7 protein-coding genes are annotated in these 19,601 nt (G+C 35.4%); 3 read left to right on the plus strand and 4 right to left on the minus strand.

The window, feature by feature from the left end; genetic code table 11:
- The first annotated feature begins 38 nt into the window (after window positions 1-38).
- Together K5X82_05115 and K5X82_05120 are read left to right on the plus strand one after the other, a co-directional pair.
- Entirely contained in the window at window positions 39-6,371 is a 6,333-nt protein-coding gene (locus K5X82_05115; GenBank protein ID QZT38284.1) for a hypothetical protein, read from the plus strand.
- The gene (locus tag K5X82_05120; GenBank protein QZT38285.1) at window positions 6,331-10,437 is read left to right on the plus strand and encodes a hypothetical protein; all 4,107 of its coding nucleotides are present in this window, start codon (window positions 6,331-6,333) and stop codon (window positions 10,435-10,437) included. Before K5X82_05115 ends, K5X82_05120 begins: the two co-directional genes overlap by 41 nt.
- Before the next feature lie 63 nt (window positions 10,438-10,500).
- On the opposite strand, the gene K5X82_05125 is transcribed toward K5X82_05120, so the two are convergent.
- The 4 genes from K5X82_05125 to K5X82_05140 all read right to left on the minus strand — a co-directional run bounded on the left by K5X82_05125 (window position 10,501) and on the right by K5X82_05140 (window position 15,804).
- On the minus strand, window positions 10,501-11,616 hold the full coding sequence (locus K5X82_05125) for a 4-hydroxybutyrate dehydrogenase (protein QZT38286.1): 1,116 nt from the start codon (window positions 11,614-11,616) through the stop codon (window positions 10,501-10,503).
- 139 nt (window positions 11,617-11,755) lie between these two features.
- Window positions 11,756-12,970 carry a glycoside hydrolase family 88 protein gene (locus tag K5X82_05130; GenBank protein ID QZT38287.1) on the minus strand — a complete coding sequence of 405 codons (1,215 nt, stop codon included), beginning with the start codon at window positions 12,968-12,970 and terminating at the stop codon, window positions 11,756-11,758.
- A 425-nt stretch (window positions 12,971-13,395) separates the two neighbouring features.
- The gene (locus tag K5X82_05135) at window positions 13,396-14,604 is read right to left on the minus strand and encodes a glycoside hydrolase family 88 protein (protein ID QZT38288.1); all 1,209 of its coding nucleotides are present in this window, start codon (window positions 14,602-14,604) and stop codon (window positions 13,396-13,398) included.
- A 351-nt stretch (window positions 14,605-14,955) separates the two neighbouring features.
- Complete coding sequence (locus tag K5X82_05140; GenBank protein QZT38289.1) at window positions 14,956-15,804, minus strand: porin family protein; 849 nt, start codon at window positions 15,802-15,804, stop codon at window positions 14,956-14,958.
- Window positions 15,805-16,561: 757 nt separating this feature from the next.
- Here K5X82_05140 and K5X82_05145 point away from each other — a divergent pair.
- Window positions 16,562-19,504: an insulinase family protein gene (locus tag K5X82_05145; protein ID QZT38290.1), complete on the plus strand. Its 2,943-nt coding sequence runs from the start codon at window positions 16,562-16,564 to the stop codon at window positions 19,502-19,504.
- Window positions 19,505-19,601: the final 97 nt, after the last annotated feature.

The following is a 19,601-nucleotide window of genomic DNA, read 5'->3' on the forward strand; positions in this document are numbered from 1 at the left end:
ATAGATTCAACTCGACCATAATATAAAACACCATTTATATGAGACAATTTATTTTCTTCTTAATTATACTCTTTTACTATTCACCTGCTGATGCTCAGAATTCATTGACACCAAGATGGAAACAAGTAGAAGGTTACGAACAGTCAGGGCAGCTTAAAGATGCCAATAAATTAGTGGAAAAAATCTTGGTCACAGCAAGACAAGACCAACAAACAGATCAAATTGTCAAAGCCTTTATATATAAGTCTAAATTCTCTTTATTAACTAGTGAGGATAATTTTCAGGATATATTTAAAGAACTAAAGAAAGAAATCTCTATCTCAACATTTCCAACAAAACAACTGTTGCACTATGTTTATGGAAATATGCTACAACAGTACTTTAGAAGAAATACATATCAGATTGAGTACAATAAATGTACTGAAGAGGCATTAACTATAGATAATATTGATTTATGGAGTAAAGCATTCTTTCTGAAGAAGATTAAGTATCATTTCCAAAGAACTTTAACACCTAGAGTTAGCTTAGAAAAAGAAACAATGAAGGACTATAGTGAGCTATTAAATATAGAAGGTTCTATTGAAAATGTGTCAGGTTCATTATACGATTTCTTTGCAATGAATATCATAGATTTTTATTTAACACATTATCCTCCACGTACTGCTGTATTAAAAGAAAAATATATCCCGCTACTCTATGGAACAGATAAGAAATTCCTTAATGTATCATTCGAAAAAATTGCAATACAGTACCCTGTCTTTAATGCTTTTATTGTCTATCAAAGTTTATATACACCCAATTCAACATCACATCAACAAGCAGAATACTCTATTGGACGACTTAAGCTAGCCAATCAAATATTTCAAGATGAAGGTATATATTTAGAAGGATTAGAATCACTCATTAATCAATATTCATCTGATGCACAAGATCTTATCAAATACAACCTTGCCAAGAAACTTAGCGATTATGGTTATATTGACACTAAAAAGATTATGCGAAAGCAAGCTGTGGGGTTATGCAACGACATTATTGAGAGTGACACTCCTTTAAAATCAAAAGCAATTATTTTAAAACAAGAGATTACAACTTCCACTGTCTCTGTTTACATTGATGGTTTCTGCTATCCCAACAAAGCTACGTTATCCTATATTAGATACAACAACTTAGATTCAATATATTTATTATTTTACCCACTATCCATACAATCAAATAAGGAGCTTTCAGATTCTATTGTTTTTGAAAGATACGTTCGTTCAGTTCCATTATTTGTCAAAGAGTACTCATTACCGAATTCAAATAATTATTACGAAACATCAACTGAGATTATTATTCCACCTCTTAATAGTGGTAAATACCTGATTGTAGTATCGAAGGTACGAGAACCTATTTTTGAGGATCAAATCCTTTGCTATAAAAACATTAATGCAACTAGACTATCGTCTACATTATTAAATAAAAGTGATAGCATATATATTATGGTATCTGATTGTATGGATGGTAGATCACTAGAAAACGTAGGAATAGATATTGAAAGTAGCTTTGGGAACCAAACAAAACACGAGGGTGGAAAGACAAATAAAAATGGGATATGGAAAAGTCAACTATTGGCAAGTAACCATGCTACTGATAATACCGTATATATCACATATCAAGATGACACGATTACTCATACGATTAATGAGTACACTACTAATAATTTTCTTAGAAAACAGACTGACCAACCAAACAATATAGTACTAAATCTTTTTACAGACAGGTCAATATACCGTCCAGGTCAAAAGATCCTTTTTAAAGGGACGGTACACAGACTAGGCTCTACGAAAGATAGGAGAATGCATGTCATACCCAATGAATCTGTAACGATATCACTTGAACACAATGGAGAAGATATTAAGAAACTTCATCTTAAGACCAATGCATATGGAAGCATCCATGACAGTATTTCAATCCCTTCAAATATTCGAACAGGATATTTAAGGTTAAAAATAGAAAATGAACTTGAAGCTGATTCGACTCATAACAAACCTTACGCGATATCGGAAACAGTACCTCTATCATTAGAAGAATATAAACGCCCTACATTTCAACTTACATTTGATCCAATTAATAGAGCAATCGTTGAGAATGATTCAGTGAAAATCACAGGAAAAGTTAACTCATATGTTGGTACTGCGATAAGTAATGCTACAGTAAAATATGAAGTAGAACGAGATAGACAATTTGATTGGTCGGCTTATGAATATGATAAAGAAACGAAACTTATAACATCTGGAAAAACAACAACCAATGCACAGGGAAAATTCTCTTTCAACTTTATTACAGAGGTATCTGATAGTTTTATTGATTATCATGTATGTGAAACATTTGATATAAATATAGAGGTTACGGATAAAAATGGAGAGACACAAAGTAAACATATAATGCTCAATGTTAGCTCAGTAGACCTACAAGCCACTATACATCTAGAAGAATCTTTTCATAAAAATCAATCTTTCGAAACAACTATCGAGACCAAAAACTGTAATGAAAGTTTCATTCCTTCGCAATTAAATATCCAAATACATCAATATACTCGTCCAACAAAAGCATTTCTCGAGAGAAATTGGTTATTCCCTGACACCTCTATTATCCCAAAGAAAACATTCACTCGTCTCTTCCCTCAGTATGCCTATAATAAAAATGAAACAGAAGAGTATTGGCCCATAGGTAAATGTGTATGTAATCAGAATATAAAGAGTAATGGGAACTATACTTTTAAATTAAATGATATTAAAAAATGGAAGCCTGGTAATTATGAGATGACTGTTACTGCAATCAATCAACTGCAAGACACCATTGTGACGTCTAAAAAATTTAAGGTGATTGAGGATGTTAAGAAAAAAGCAAATATTCCTACATTTTTCGACTACAGTGTAAAAATTAAAAACGACACTACAGTTACTATAAAGCTAAGAACCTCTCAGAAAAAGCTGATGGTTTATATGCAAGCATTTATGAATGGTAAAGATATTGACAGTCGCAACATACTAATAAACAAAAGAGTAAAGAATATCGATATTCCATTTCACACTAATCGTAAAACAGAGATAGACTTTCATTTTCATGTTATCCAATATGGAAAAGATTTATCAAAGAGAACATCAGTTACTTATGAACCGAAGATGTTTAAACCAATCATTGAAACAGTTAGTTTTAGAAATAAGATCGAACCTGGGGTTAAAGAGAAGTGGAGTTTTCGTATTAAAAATACAGACTCTGTTTCCGATACTTTTGAAGTTTTAGCTTCAATGTATGATTGCTCTCTTGATAAATTTATACGACATCAATGGTCTCCAATTAAAGAGAAGACGTCGTATTATTACAATCCGAATATCCAACTACTATATCCGTATTTTTATCACTTTAGTATACATCGAAATATGTATTTCTATCACACCTCTAATCGATGGACATTCAATTGGTTTGGAATGAATACAGGATGGACACAACAATCTCATATAGAATTTCTTGAGGCACAGAAAAACAAGAACAAAATTCGAAACGATAAAGCCTTTGGTTTTATATTAGATGAGTATAATAACCCTTTACCCAATACCTTAATACAGATTAAAGGTGATACTGCAATATATAAAACATTTGACAATGGTTTTTATATGCTACCTTTTGTGAAAGGAATGCAAATACATATCTCTAGATCCGGTTTTCAATCACGTGATCATGTAGTAAAACATAAAGGGGGCTGTAACCTGATTCTTCTTAAGGTCAAAAATGAAGTTCCGAAGGACCATACAAATTATTTTGAACAATATAGTCGTGCAGTATTTTTAGATGTATACATGCGTCTTTATTATCATGAGGTACTGAAGCAAAATAAAGTCGCATTTTTTGACGATAAAATACAATATATCGAGGACGAAATACCCTTATCAATGGGATCTAATATCCCTAGTCCTCCTCCCCCTAGTCCTCCTGAATATATTTCAAGTATAACCAGAAGTAATGAAATGATTGATCAAAGAAATAGTTCTAATCCTATTAATATTCCCATAAGGGAGAATCTTAAAGAGACGGCCTTCTTTTATCCGGAATTACATACTGACAAAGATGGGGTAGTATCTTTTGAGTTCAACTCACCCGAAGCAATGACGCGCTGGAAGTTGATGTTGTTTGCACACAATAAAAATTTTGATTTTGGACAAAAGACCTTAACCACTGTGACACAGAAAGAGGTATTTATCACACCCAATGCACCCCGTTTTCTAAGAGAAGGAGATCGCGTGGTATTCGGGGCAAAGATCGATAATCTTACTGACGTAAAACAGATAGGGACAGCCATGTTGGTTCTTTATGATGCTGCAAATGATAAAGAGATATTTCATAAAGAGGTGGGGTTGGATGCCACTAAACCCTTCGAGATAAAGGCTAAAAACAGTCAAGCCATATCTTGGGAGTTTACCGTGCCTAGTGATATCTACTCACTAAAATATAAGATGATCGCAAAAACTCTGAAACATAGTGATGGAGAAGCAAATGTACTGCCTGTACTATCTAAAAAAGTACTAGTCACTGAGAGTATGCCGATATGGGTTAATCCACACAGCACTGAACAGATTACGTTTGAAAATCTTAAGGGGAAACAGAAGAGTGCTTCTGACCATAGGATGATATTGGAATACACACCCAACACCCTGTGGAATGTGGTAGAGTCCCTACCCTATCTTATGGAGTATCCACATGGATGTGCTGAACAGACTTTCTCTAAGTATTATGCCAATGCTATTGCACATCACATATTAGAGAAAAATCCTAAAATTAAAGCGCTATTAAAAAAATGGAAAAACAATCCAGCGATGACTATAGAGGCAATGAATCCTTCCCTTCGCACCTCTTTGTTAGAAGCAACTCCTTGGATAGATCAACTCGACAATGACACTAAGAAAAAGGCTAAATTAGCCAGGCTATTGGATAGTACCACATTACTAGAAGCGCAAAGAAAAGCCTTAGAAAGAGTACGCACCATGCAACTATCTTCAGGAGCATTTCCTTGGTTTGCCGGTGGAAGACCCAACGAGTATATAACACAGCATATTCTAGTTACGTTATCTCATATTAAAAAGCTTGATGCCGACAAAGCGAACAGAACTACATTGGATGCCATTGCCAAAAATGCCATTGGATATCTAGACCGACAGTTCTTAGGGCGATTCAACAGAATTAAAGACAATACTTTAAGGTATACCGACCTAAAGCCAATAGATATACACTATCTCTATATTAGAAGTCACTTTATCAAAGAAGTACCCATATCCTCTGAACTGAAAAAGATAGTAAACAAACAGATTCAAGTTATTAAAGAGAACTGGGTTCTAGGCTCCATGTATGCACAAGCGATGACTGCAATATGCTTACAAAACATGGGAGAACACAAAGCGGCTAAACAGATTCTCAAATCGTTTGATCAATATGCGATATACGCTGTAGAAAAAGGGATGTATTGGAAAAGGGACTCCTATGGTTGGTTTTGGAATAATTCTCAACTAGAGACCCACACCATGATAATGGATGCTTATCAGCAGGTGGAGGGTGATTCTCCAAAAAGCGCACGAATGAAACAGGCCCTACTATATATGAAGAAGAATCAACATTGGGCAACCACTAAGGCTACCACAGAAGCGATCTATACCTTATTGATGACTGGGACATCGATGGATGCAATAAAGATGGATTATACCATAAAGATTGGAGACAGAGCAATCGATCAGATTCAAGGTGTCATGAAAAGCGAAGTGAAGACCACAGGAAATATTCAAGTTACATGGACTCCTAAAGAAGTAACAGACAAAGATGCAACCATTACCATTGAAAATAGAGGAACCACCATTGGTACAGGAGCTGCATATTGGCAATATTGGCAAGAGCTTAACGATATACAATCTAATCCCGATGCACCAGTGTTCATTCAGAAGAAGCTATATAAACAAGAAGCAGATGGTAACACTTTAAAATGGGTGCCTGTAGATCAACACCATATCATTCATTTGGGAGATAAAGTAAAAGTACAACTGAATGTCGAGTCTAAAGAGAACCTAGAGTTTGTTCACCTTAAAGATCTTAGAGCCTCTGGATTTGAGCCAATAGATGTCATCTCGAAACACCATTACAGATATAGTGCTAGTTACTATCAATCCACCAAAGATGTGGCAACACACTTCTATTTCGATCACCTATACAAAGGGAAATACACCTTTGAATATGAAGTAAGAGCCAACAACAAAGGAGATTACACCGGTGGCAATGCCACGATACAGAGTATGTATGCCCCAGAATATGGCAATACTTCTAGAAGTGAAACAATTAGCATCCAATAAGAACAAAAATGGAAGCATGCTTTTAATAAGAGCATGCTTCCATCTACCAACATCAGGTAAAATGAGAACGATCACCACTTTACTAATTTTACTCTCTGCTGTGATCCCTACTACCGCACAGAATAAATACACTGCACTTTGGAATAGAGAAGCTGATTTATATATGAATAGTCGTTATTATGAGGCTGATTCATTGGCATTCCATATTCTTACTACAGCAAAATCAGAAAACAATACCCAGCATTATATTAGGGCATTTACTCTTTTAGCTGGTACTATGAGATTAAAACCCTTTGATGCCCCCGATATATGGAGTCCTGAATCTGTGATTGAAACAGCTTCGTTTCCTAATCGACAATTATTACACTATGTCTACAGTAGTATATTATACAGCAACTACCTAATTCACAACGACTCAACAAATACATATTGGGACAAAGATCGACAAATGAGTGCACATCATATTGAGGCTTCTTTAGAGCCTGCAGAACGTCTTTTAAATATCCCTATTTCCCAATATAAAGACCAATTAAAAATTGAAGATAAGCTACCTGTTAGTTGCACCTCTTTATATCATCTACTGGCACTCAATGCCATCTATTTTTACCTCGAGAACTATACTTCTGATGAGGTGATATCAGACAAATATCGCTCAAGTTTACTAGGCTCGGACCAATTGTTTTTAGACACAGATTTTGCTCAAGACACCCTACAATATCCAATTTTAAAAACCTTTGTGGTCTTTAAGAACTTCTACAAAGCCCCAAATCTCAGCCCAGGACAGAAAGTAGAGCTCTGCATAGAACGCTGTAAGCTTGCTCAGCGTATCTTATGTGGATCTGAACAGACACTGACCGAAATAGATAAGTTGGCACAAAACACGAAAGGAGAACAACGAAATCAGATTGCCTATCTTCAAGCATGTCTTCTTTCAAAAGTTCCCAAACTTTCGCCAGCACAGCGGGAAAAAGCTCTAGACTTATGTAACCACATTATCCAAACAACCCATGACCCAATGAAAAGATATAAAGCCACGGCTTTAAAACAAGAGATTGGGGAGAACAAAATATTTTCATTCAACATAGAACCTTCGGTCTATCCAAACCGACCGTCTCTATGTAGTATTTCATATCATAACATCGACACCATCTATTTCTCATTCTACCGCTATCCTATAGATGTGCAGAACGATGAATCTTTGTATCATCTATTTAAAGTTATCAATCAGAATAACCCCATGTATATCCAACGATATGCACTGCCCAAAAACAAGAGTGATTCTACTCTTCGTTGCGAAATAATGCTTCCAGCCCTAGATAAAGGAAATTACCTTGTCATGGCTTCGACTTCAAAAGATCCAACATCATGGGAGGATATCCTCTCTTATAAACAGATCTATTCCACTCATCTTTCTTCGACTCTTCTCTATAGTACCGAAGGTTCATGTTTCCAAGTTACAGATCGATACACTGGAGCTCCGATATCAGATGCGACCATCGAATTAAAAGCATATTTTAAGTGTGGATGGGATCATCTAAAAAAAGAAATAACGACGAAAAGGGAGGTTCTGATGGAAGGAAAAACGAACAATAAGGGCTTATGGATGATTTCGAATCTTAAAAAGTCAGATTGTCACATGCTTGCTCAAATATCTCACCATAACGATACTATTTTATCTTTAATTGCCACTTTTAATCTAGGTCGTACATTTTGGTCTTATCACTCTCAGCTCTCTTATTTAAATGACTTCCCACGTACTTTATTTTCCCAAAGTTCCAATTACGACAGAACCTGTGATTCTATTCGACAGAATCATAACAACCTAGAAACAGAGATGGTTCTTCCAAGCATACAATCTATAGCTCAACCCCTTAAGATTAACTATCAAGCAAAACGACCGAATGGACAAACCATTCCAACCCAACTGAACATCAAAATCCAGAGAACACCAAACTCTCTAAAAACGCATATTCCGAGAGAATGGTCTGCACCAGATACAACCATTATCACTAAGCAGACCTTTACACAGACATTTCCTCAATTTGCCTACAGCAAACAAGATATCTCCCTATCGGGATACAGAGAAAAGACGCTTTGGGCTCACAACTTTCCATATGCTGACCAACACATCATTACCATCAATGATGCTAAAAATTGGCCTCCAGGAAACTACAAAACAACCATCGAAGCAATTACGAGTCATAAGGACACCGTAACAACCCAAGGTACCTTTAGTATTGAAACCACAAAAGAGTATACCACAAACCTAACCATGCCATTGACCATCGAAGTAAAAGAACTAAATGAACATACGATTCTAGCACAGCTCTATTCCGAAGAGAAGCAACTGTCTGTCCAGATGAATGTTTATGACAATGGAAAAATAATCATGCAAAAGAATATTGCAATGAAAAAGGGAAAGAGAAAAATTCACATTCCCATTAAACCCAATGTACCTACATATACTCTAGATTTTCACTATACTAAATATGGTCGTACCATAAGGAAAAGGTATAGTATCACGCCTCAGTTAAGAAGAAAAAATACACTATATCTGGAGACTGTTAGTTTTAGAAATGATACCGAGAAAGAACAATGGAGTTTTCGGGTGATGGAGGGCAGTCCCCATAAACAAAAAGATCGCACCAGCACGTCAAGTCACAACCTCTTAAATCTGTTGTTTTCCAATCATCCAAATAAACATCACTATTCCAATTATTACGCCCCTGAAATCTACTCTATGACCTCCTTCAACAACAAATCCCTTAATAAATCTCACTACAATCTCTTTTATACTCCACTTCCAAACTATTGGTATTACAGTGGAATACTAAAGGATACAACCACAGTGAAAGGGGTTGGAGAATATCTTAATATTAAAGGTTCTTATAGGAAAAAGAATGAACCATTTATCTATGGTTATGTATATGATCAAAAATATAAACCATTATCCAATGTATTTATCCATTTCGAAGGAGAAAACAGTGTGTATAAAACTTATAGCAACGGATTTTATATTATTCCTTATGATAAAAATAATCATTTAAAACTAAGTCGATATGGATATGAAACCAAAGAGATAAGACTGAGCAACAAAGGACTAAGAAACATCTACCTAAATCCGACGGATTCGACCAATACCTGCGATATAGACTCCTATCTAGAACTGTTCCATTCTGATCAATATATATCTACATCCAATATATTTGAGCATATAACCAGCGATCAGTTTGATGTTACACTCCCCTCTCTTGTATTCCAATCTATTCCGTCCTTCAGAGTGATCTATGATGACCTCCCAGTTGTAGTCGCCCCTCTAGTCTATGAGGATGATCTATCAGTTCAAGAAATAGATTACTATTACTACCCCAAAAATATAACCTATAATTGGATACCCATAACCTATAAGAGTAAGGGAAAAAATCATTACGCCATCTCCCCTAAAGACACATCATTGGTAGCAGATAGCATCCTTGTCACCACTGATATAATGGAAGATCATCATAAGGAGATTTTAGATAAAAATAGAACATGGGATAAACTAGACAAGCCGATCTCCCATAAAGGCACCAAAAGGACAACACGACTATCAGTCAAACGACAAGAGAATAAATCTGGAACACCCTCATTTAATTTCGATACACCAAAGCCCATATCTCAATGGAAACTAACATTATTCACCCATCAAAAAGATGCGGATAGCATACAAAAGAGACTCTCCATTATAGTCAAAAAGAGTGTACATATTCGACAGATAGAGCCGAGTATCGACAAAGAGAGAAAACGTATCAAAATATGTGCAACCATCGACAATTTGACCAATAGACGACAAAAAGGGACTGTCTCGCTCCATATTTATGATTCATCATTCAAATCCCCTATTCAGCCCAAAACGGTCCATCTAAACCCCGAACACTCTTTTGTAATCCGTGCGAAAGGCAGTCAAACGGTCACATGGGAATTTAAAATTCCTCCAATTGGCTATACCCTTAAATATAAGGTAATAGCTAAAACGAGAGAGCATACAGATATAGAAGTCAATGAACTGAAGAAGCCACTAGAGTAAGGAATCACACAATCCAACAGGGATCTATAGCACCCCTATTCGGATTTGCTATAGATCCCTGTTTCAATATAGATTACGATATATGGCTTCCATATCTGATCTAGTGAGAGCTGTGTAGTTATTCTTCAGAAGACGTTGTTGGCTTAAGATGACATTATCCACAAAACATACTATCTCCTCTTCTTTCATTCCATATTCATGTAATTTAGGCTTAGGAATCAATCGCTTTAGAAGGTCATCTAGAGAATCTATTGCCTCCGAAGGCTTCACATCAAGTATAGAGGCAAGAAGAAGGCACAACTCTTGAATCTTTCCTTCAGGATGATATTTATGGTATAAGTCTAAAACAGGAGTAAAAAATTGGAAGTTAGCCTCTCCATGAGGAACATGATAAGCAGCACCTAACGGATAAGAGAGCGCATGAACTGCTCCTACGCCAGCATTCCCGAATGCTATCCCTGCTTGGTTACTTGCTCGAAGCATTTCAGCGAGGTAATCCATGCGATAGTCCTCTCCATGGCTCACGATACCCTGAAAGATAGTCACAATAGATTGAATGGCAGCCCGGCTAAAAAGATCTGTATAGGGAGAGGCCTTAGGGGACACCAGTGCTTCGGTTGCATGAATTAGAGCGTCAATGGCACTCGTCATAAAATATTTAAATGGAAGTCCACGTAATAGTTCTGGAATAAGAATGGCATGATCAGGAAGAATAGCATCGTTGGCTAACCCCATCTTGGTGTGTTTCGATTTAATCTCAACAATGGAAATATTAGTCACTTCGCTCCCCGTGCCACAAGTGGTTGGAACCACTATAAGCTCTTTATTTTTGTTACACGATTGCTTCTGTTCGAAAACATTAACTATATCATTGACACCCTCTAGCACCAGTAGCTTCGCAATATCCACAATGGAGCCACCTCCTATCGCAACCACTCTTTCAAAATCATACTGTTCTATTTCTAATATGATGGCATTGATCATCTCATCATTGGGTTCTCCACGACCAAATTGTTCTCTAAAGATCACAATACATGGGATCTCTAAAGGAGATAAAAATGCTTTATAAAGGGATTGATTAGTTAGGATCAAATCTTTAGGCCCTAACTTATACGAGTCTGCAAAATCTTTGAACAGCACATATTCTTCAATCGTGGTTTTTAACTTGAGTTGTTGCATTGTGTTGGACTAATTACAATTATTCTTGTGAAGATAGTTGTTATCCGTAAAAATAGAGATGTAAATAGATTATTTATTACAAACAAAAGAGTGCCCAACCAGTGGACACCCTTGAACAATAAATCAAATATACTGGTATTTAGTTTAAATTTTTTTCTATTTCTCTTTTACGAACCAACGACTCAAGAAAGTAGTAATCAGCATAATTTAGTGGTACATCAATTTCATTATTATGAGGAATACTCCCTACAGAGTGCATCAAAAGGAAATTATGGTTTTCTCCCAATTTTGCTTTATAGCTTGGTGATGCCAAACTTGCCATGATATTATCTGCAGCAGTTTTAAAATTCTTAGATTCATCTCCTTCAACAAATGTGGACAGTTCATACAAAGCGGAAGAGGTTACAGAAGCAGCAGAAGCATCTCTGTAAGTATCAGGAATATCAGTACAATCAAAATCCCAATAAGGCACCATATCCTTAGGAAGACGCGGATGATTTAGAATAAACGACGCTATATGTTTTGCTTGCTCTAAATACTTAGGATCTTTGGTCTCGCGATAGCACATCGTATATCCATATAGCCCCCATGCTTGTCCTCTAGCCCATGCTGAGTAGTCTGCAAATCCTTGTGCAGTACAGCCCTTTCGAAAAGCACCTGTGATACTATCATAATCTATCACATGAAATGAACTATAATCTTTACGATAATGATTCTTAAGGGTTGTATCAGCATGTTTAATCGCAATATCTCTAAACGTGTCATCACCAGAGATCTTAGAAGCTTCAAAAAGAAGTTCTAGGTTCATCATGTTATCGATAATTACAGGACACTGCCATCCTCTCTCTGCTTGCCAACCTTTTTTTGTACTCCAAGATTGAATACAACCCACTCTAGGACGAAATCTTGTTGTAAGAGATTTTGCAGCATTGATAATAACCTGCTTATATTCTGGAGTATGCACCAAACGATAACCATTACCAAAGCTACAATATATTACAAATCCCACATCATGAGTTCGCGTAGAATACTGCATATTTTCAATCGTCTTAGTCAATTTTTCAGCCCTAAGTTTCCAAATATTGTCACCTGTAAGTTCATATAAATACCAAAGTGATCCAGGGAAAAAACCACTTGTCCAAAGTGCTGGTTTATTATATCTAACAGTACCATCATGATGTATTGTTCTTGGATTAAGAATAACACCTAGACTATCCATTTTTTTAAATTCCAATGAGATTTGCTTGGCAGAAAAGTCCGTGTTTTCTTTAATAAAATCTTTGTCAGATTTTTTAGTTTGACATGATGATAAAACCATCAAGCATAATGCTATAATGCCCAGTACCTTTTTCATAACTAGTTTCTATTTATTTAATTATTCGATTATAACACAACGTTAAAACGATATGATCAAAATTAAGTCGAAACAGAATACCATAATATAAAGGGATCAAAATCGGAACCAACAAAAAAACACAAACCATTAAAAAACAAACACTTACTCACATATAGTAATTCTAAAGGTATACACAATAGATGAAAATAGTGGATAATAGTAGTCTAGATTGTGGATACAGATAGGAAAAACAGATTCAGTGGTAGAGAAAATAATTTAATAATATTATAAGCCAATATTCGAAACAAACATGGTTTAGTCCCCAAGCAGATCAAGTATTGTTACATTAAATGACATAAAAAAGGCCAATAGAAGTATCACATGAATACACTATTAGCCTTTATTTAAAACAGTACGATCTAACGTTATATTAGAATGATTGTTTATTTCTTATCAAGTTCTCTTTTACGAACCAATGCCTCTAAGAAATAGTAATCAGCATAATTTAATGGAACATCAATCTCATTATTATGAGGAATACTTCCAACTGAATGCATCAAAATAAAATTGTGGTTTTCTCCTAACTTTGCTCTGTAACTTGGTGATGCCAGACTCGATAGAATCTTATTTGCAGCATCCTTATATTTCTTAGCATCTACACCTTCAACATATGTACATAGTTCATATAAAGCAGAAGTTGTCACTGCTGCTGCAGAAGCATCTCTATATGTGTTTGGAATATCAGTACAATCGTAATCCCAATAAGGAACCATATCTTTCGGTAGACGTGGATGGTTCAACATAAACTCGGCAATACGTTCAGCTTGTTCCAGATATTTAGGATCTTTTGTTTCACGATAACACATTGTGTAACCATATAGTCCCCATGCCTGACCACGAGCCCATGCCGATTCATCAGCAAATCCCTGAGCAGTTACACCATTACGAGCAGCACCCGTGATGCTATCATAATCGACAACATGGAATGAACTATAGTCTTTACGATAGTGATTCTTAATTGTAGTATCAGCATGCTTAATTGCAATATCTCGGAAACTATCGTCACCAGAGAGTTTTGATGCTTCAAAAAGCAGCTCTAAGTTCATCATATTATCGATGATTACGGGACATTGCCATCCACGCTTTGAAGGCCAGCCATTCGTTACACCCCAAGATTGAATACATCCTACTTGAGGACGAAATCTAGTAGATAATGATTTTGCTGCATTAATAATTACTTGCTTATATTCTGGGATATTGGCCAGACGATATCCATTACCGAAACTGCAGTAGATGATAAATCCAACATCATGATTACTCGTTGTAAACTGTTGACTTTCGATAGTCTTAGTTAGCTTCTCCGCTCTCTGCTTCCATTTCTCATCTCCAGTCAGTTCATATAAATACCAAAGAGAACCAGGGAAAAATCCACTTGTCCACAACCTTGGCTTATTATACCTTACCGTACCGTCACGATGTAGTGTACGAGGATTTAAGATTACTCCAAGGCTATCCATCTTCTTAAACTCTAAGTTTATTTGATCGGCCGCAAATTGAGTATTCTCTTCAATGAAGTTTGTTTCTGCCTTTTTGCTTTGGCAAGCTGTCAATGCAATCACTGCAAGAACTAAAAAGCCTAATGCTCTTTTCATAATTTGTAACAGTTTGTCTTATGGTTAATTTAATCATTGATCTAGAGTACAATATTTCCACTAAATCGTATGATAAAAATAGGTAATTATATCGATTGAATAATCAAATAAAAACAAAGTGGGACACTCTAAACAGAAAAAATCCCTGTGAAACAAACTATTACCTTCTGAAATCTAAAACTGAAATTCAGGACTAAATAACCTCTCCGTACAATAATAGCACAACTAGATTAAATATATTGTTGACCTTTCTATCGACTATATAGCAATAGAAAGGTCAACACATAAAAAAAGGATATAGAGTATTAATAAACTCCATATCCTTTTGTATACGTAGAACAAAAAAGATTCTTACAAAAAGTAAGTAATACCAATATTGAAACCTTGTTTACTATATGGTGATGTTGTCTTTAATGCTTTTGAAGGATCCGGATTGTTTGAATCAACGGAATCAACATACTCTACCTCTATAGGCTTTCCTGTAATTGCAGTAAAGTTATCCAATTGGTCATTACCATTAACATGAAATTTTTCAATGGTAGATTTTTGACGTTTGATATTTAAATAAACCCCTTCCAATTCAACGAATGCTGCAAAACGATCATTAATTCGATATTGAACACCTAGTACTCCAGTAAAACCGATTGAAAAATCACCATTAATCTTCTGGTCAATTTCCATCTTTGCGGATGTATTAGGATCAACAGCACTAGATTCGACCATAGCATATCCACCCATCGGCAATACAAAACCTACTTTAGTATACAAACTAAATGTTTTGCTATTACCTGTACTCATAATAATTGTTGGAGCCAATCGATATTGATTGGTATATGCATCAGCAGACTGATAAGTCACACCACCTACAGAAACATTCTGAACATTCTGTTTCGTTCCTTTTAAGTAGGTAAAATCAAGTTCTGCTCCAAAATGATCTGTAAAGAAGTGTCCTACTGCGATTCCTGCAATGGCTCCTCCTCCCAAAGAGGTGAAGATTTGTTCTTGGACTCCATCAACAGAACTTCCTTGACCCATATCAATATAGTAACCATCTTTGGCTACACCCCATCCATATCCACCTTTTACTTTAAAGTAAGTAGATTGGATTTTTCTTGTGTTGTAGTTTTCTTGTGCGTCGGCTTGAAAGGTAGAACCTATCATTAATAGTGCTGCAACAGCAGCAATAAATACTTTCTTCATATTCATATAGATATAAATGATATGCCAGAACATCTCACACAATAATCTGAGATACAAAGCATTACTCATATAATTTGATTGGCAAAACTAAGAGGAAGATTACTGTTTTCCTAGCAAAATCAAACGACTATCCGTACCATAGACCTATATGTTATATTAGTCTATTATTCGATTCTATAAAACGTATGATATAAGCTTATTAGAAAGCCTTTTAGAGAAGAGGTTAATAGGTCCATTTTATTTATGTAAAATCAAAATAGGCAAGCTTTAACTTTTTTTATATCATCTATTTTTCCTGTCTCTTTATCACTTTGCGATGAAACTAATCCTAAATTGAACAGAACTCTTCTATTATTGAATATTAAATAGCTGATCTAATTCTACAATTTAAGATAGAGTCTCAAAAACAGATAAATATAAGATGCTTCTATTATTAAGTTATACTCCACTAAGCAGGCGAGTCTAGCAGAAATAAAGAGACAGAGAGTCACTATAATCATCAATCATTCCAATTAGAACAATTAGCCTATACCAGTTATTTTAAGATCTCACATAAATAGTGAACTAAGGACATTATTTATCTCAAGAGATAGTATATACCATTATGACACACCATGATATACATAATTATGGTGTCATTAATATTCTCATTTCATTAATATTAATGACAAACATTATCTAACAATCGACATTTTTAACTTATATTTACATTAATATTCTAGTCGAAGTTTATCTATTCAACATTAAATTCTTTACAATGAAAAAGATAATGAGCAACATCTCTATCTTGTCTTTGATTGTAGTTGTACTTTTGGCATCATGCACGCCAAAACAGAAATACGAAACAATTACACAAAAAGACGCAAATGGTTACTCGTATACAGAAGTAACAAATGATCCAACCCATACAAGAATTTACCAACTTGAGAATGGACTTAAGATTTATCTTTCTGTAAACAAAGAAAAGCCAAGAATCCAGACCTATATTCCAGTACGTGCAGGGTCCTCTTATGATCCTAAAGAGACGACAGGACTAGCTCACTACCTTGAGCATATGATGTTTAAGGGTACATCTAAGATCGGAACGATCGATTGGCCAAAAGAAAAGGCTCTAATCCAGAAGATCTCTGACCTTTATGAAAAGCACAAAAACACAGAGGATCTTGATGTGAAAGCTGCTATCTATAAGCAAATTGATGAAGTTTCACAACAAGCATCTAAATATGCAATTGCAAATGAGTACGATAAGTTGATGAGTCTAATTGGGGCAAAAGGAACCAATGCATATACATCAACAGACCGTACGGTATATGTAAACAATATTCCATCGAATGAATTAGAAAGATGGTTACAAATTGAGAGTGAAAGATTCTCTGAACTTACACTACGTCTTTTTCACACTGAGATTGAAGCTGTTTATGAAGAGTTCAATATGAGTCAAGATAGAGAAGGAACACAGGTATGGAATAACCTTTTCCGTATGTTGTATCCAAATCACCCTTACGGAACTCAAACAACCATTGGAGAGGCTGCACATCTAAAGAATCCTTCCATGATCAATATCAACAAGTATCATGACAAGTACTATGTGCCAAACAATATGGCGATCTGCTTGGCTGGAGATATAGATATGGAAGAGACAGTCAAATTGATTGATAAGTACTGGGGGCAGATGGAAAAGAAACCGGTGGCTCCAATGACATATCCTGAGACACCTGCCCTAAGTAAGATAGAAAAAGCAGATGTATATGGTCCACAGATGGAGATGCTTTATATGGCCTATCGCTTTAATGGAGAAGCTTCAACAGACTATCCAAAAGTTAAGCTTATTGATATGCTAATGAGTAATTCCGTTGCAGGCCTTCTAGATTTAGATATCAACCAGCAACAGAAGATGATGGCTTCTGGTTCTTTTACTCAATTCATGCAAGAGTTCGGAGCTCATTGTTTCTATGCAGTTCCTAAACCAGGGCAAACACTAGAAGAGGCAGAATCTTTAATCAACCAAGAAGTTGAGAAGATAAAAAAAGGGGAATTTGACACATGGTTAATTCAAGCTGTAATCAACAATCTTAAAAAAGATGATATTGCTGCCAGAGCAAAGGGCGCTACAGCAGACAAATTTGTTGACTCTTTTATAGCAGAGCGTTCATGGAACAAATGTGTTGATCTTTATGATGAAATGGCTAAATTAACCAAAGAAGACATCATGAAGTTCGCCAATGAGAACTATAAAAACTATGCTATAGTTTACAAAAGAAAAGGAAAACTTCAGAATATTACCAAAGTAGATAAGCCGGCGATCACTTCTGTTCCAATTAACAGAACTGCTCAATCTGAATTCGTAAAGATGATTGCAAATGAAGATGCACCAAGATTATCGCCAGTCTTTATTGATTACAAGAATGCAATCCATAAAGAGAAGATGAACGACAATGTAACTTTCTATGCTGCAAAGAACAGTGAAAATGATCTTTTCAATCTAACGTTCCGTTTTGAAGTTGGTAAACTAGCAGACAAAAAATTAGAGTATACAGCGAACTTAATAGAGTACCTAGGAACGAAGAATAAGACTGCAGAAGAGTTCAAGAAAGAACTTTATAAAGAAGGTATTGATTTCCAAGCTCAAGCTAGATCAAAATATTTTGATATCACAATTAGTGGACTTAGTGAGAATATGACAAAAGGAGAGGAATTGGTAGAAGATTTCCTTAAAAATGTCACCTCAAACCAAGAGGCACTAGATAACATGGTTAAAGATGATCTAAAAATTAGAGAAGAAGCAAAGAATGATAAAAACACAATTTTCCGCAGTAACCTTCTTCAATATGCACTTCATGGAAAGCATAACAAAGTGACAGATATCATTTCTGCAGAAGAGATGAAAAAACTAAAAGCGGAAGAGCTGGTTACATACATCAAAAACTTGACATCATACCCACATAAGATCATCTATTACGGTCCTAAAGATGCCAATGATGTAGTTAGTAATCTGAAAAAAACGCACTATTGGGCAGACAACTACCTTCCAAAACCTGCAATGAAAGATTACACATACGAGAAAACTGAAGAAAATAAAGTCTATTTTGTTCATTACGACATGGTTCAAGCATTCGTTCGTATGATCAACAATAAAGGTAAAACTGAAGTAAAAGATTTCCCAAAACTTTCTCTATTCAATGAATACTATGGTGGAGGAATGGGATCTATTGTTTTCCAAGAAATTCGTGAATCTAGAGCTTTAGCTTATTCAGCATGGTCTTATTACACAAAACCATATGAGAAGAATATGCCATCACTTCTTTATGCCAATATATCAACACAAGCAGATAAGTTTGATAATGCATTGAAAGCAATGGATGAGATTCTTACAGACATGCCTCTTTCTCAGGTTTCCTTTGATACAGCGAAAGAGTCTATCCGTCGTAAAATTGAATCAGAGCGCATTACGGGCAATAATCTCCTGTTCACATACCTAGAGAACGAAAAGATGGGATATACTCATGATCTTCGTAAAGATGTTTATGAATATGCAAAAGTTGCAACACTAAAAGATATTAATGACTTCTTTAACAACAGAGTAAAATCGGACCACTACACTATTATTGTGGAAGGAAATAGATCAAAACTTACACCCAAAAGACTTTCCAAGTTTGGTAAAGTAGAAGAACTTTCTCTAGAAGAGATTTTCAATTACTAAACATCAGTCATACTAAATAAAAAAGGCTGCATCATTACTATATGATGCAACCTTTTTTATGATCTCTAAACGTGTCATTATTTTTTCACAAACAGAT

It is taken from the genome of Prolixibacteraceae bacterium, assembly GCA_019856515.1.
GTDB lineage: Bacteria > Bacteroidota > Bacteroidia > Bacteroidales > Prolixibacteraceae > Halosquirtibacter > Halosquirtibacter xylanolyticus.

Coding starts and splice junctions, on each gene's coding strand:
- K5X82_05115 (QZT38284.1), top strand. CDS start 39: ATGAGACAATTTATTTTCTTCTTAATTATACTCTTTTACTATTCACCT.
- K5X82_05120 (QZT38285.1), top strand. CDS start 6,331: ATGGCAATACTTCTAGAAGTGAAACAATTAGCATCCAATAAGAACAAA.
- K5X82_05125 (QZT38286.1), bottom strand. CDS start 11,616: ATGCAACAACTCAAGTTAAAAACCACGATTGAAGAATATGTGCTGTTC.
- K5X82_05130 (QZT38287.1), bottom strand. CDS start 12,970: ATGAAAAAGGTACTGGGCATTATAGCATTATGCTTGATGGTTTTATCA.
- K5X82_05135 (QZT38288.1), bottom strand. CDS start 14,604: ATGAAAAGAGCATTAGGCTTTTTAGTTCTTGCAGTGATTGCATTGACA.
- K5X82_05140 (QZT38289.1), bottom strand. CDS start 15,804: ATGAAGAAAGTATTTATTGCTGCTGTTGCAGCACTATTAATGATAGGT.
- K5X82_05145 (QZT38290.1), top strand. CDS start 16,562: ATGAAAAAGATAATGAGCAACATCTCTATCTTGTCTTTGATTGTAGTT.